Source organism: Porphyromonas sp. CAG:1061, assembly GCF_000435035.1.
GTDB classification, from domain to species: domain Bacteria; phylum Bacteroidota; class Bacteroidia; order Bacteroidales; family Porphyromonadaceae; genus Porphyromonas_A; species Porphyromonas_A somerae.
Genome location: NZ_HF988841.1, coordinates 1 through 734, shown reverse-complemented (window position 1 = coordinate 734; position 734 = coordinate 1). Strand labels below are relative to the sequence as shown.

The 734-nt window shown below is 33.4% G+C and carries 1 protein-coding gene; it reads right to left on the bottom strand.

Going from position 1 to position 734, the window contains the following annotated elements; translation table 11 throughout:
* Positions 1–109: 109 nt before the first annotated feature.
* Positions 110–562, bottom strand: coding sequence for a PDDEXK family nuclease (locus tag QVO39_RS00815; RefSeq protein ID WP_021902605.1), 453 nt, complete (start codon positions 560–562; stop codon positions 110–112).
* Between the last annotated feature and the right edge of the window lie 172 nt (positions 563–734).

The following is a 734-nucleotide window of genomic DNA, read 5'->3' as shown; positions in this document are numbered from 1 at the left end:
ATTTATTTCTTGTGCTCGCTTCAGTTCAGCCACCCCATTTTAAAATCGCCAGCTTCTTGTCATAAAGACATTTCGTCCCATTCTCAATTGTCTCATACGTATTTTTCTTTTAAAGTGCTTTTTCCAATTCTTCAATCACCTCTGCATCAATTATCTTTTTCCTATCAAATAATAAATATGCCCCTAAGTAATTAGCCATATCCAAAAATAGCCTCAATTCTTCGATTGTCGGTTTTCGCTCAAAAGAAATAGATACTCTTTTGCTCTCGCTAGAGCACGCCGCACTCAAGTCGTAATGTCCTTTCTTAGAATTGAATTTTGCAAAACACCGAACCCTATTAAGCAAGGAGAGCAATGATTGCTGCATCTTCAGGGGAAAGCTATCAATTTTACTCAATACCTCTTTTCCATCCTCTGTATCCTCAAACCATACGAATAATTTGTGGTTGTTATCAATATAATCTACCCAACTTTGATAATCCACAGACTCTTCAATATCACTATCAAAATCAAACTGTTGTTTTGCGATATCAAGGTCTCTTATTTTTTCTACTACTATCATAAACGTTTATTTAACATATTCATCAATGCTTCGTATTTCGAACTCATTTTTTGGATTAACCTTATTTAATTTGTCCGTCTAGGTTCTAATTAAATCGGAAGTTATATTCTCTTTTGGCATATAAATATGAATCTTTGCATTTTCTATTCCATACATTATTTACGTTTGTATT

What these genes read in the sequence shown, in the direction of transcription:
- QVO39_RS00815 (WP_021902605.1), bottom strand. Translation starts at nt 562, where the DNA reads ATGATAGTAGTAGAAAAAATAAGAGACCTTGATATCGCAAAACAACAG.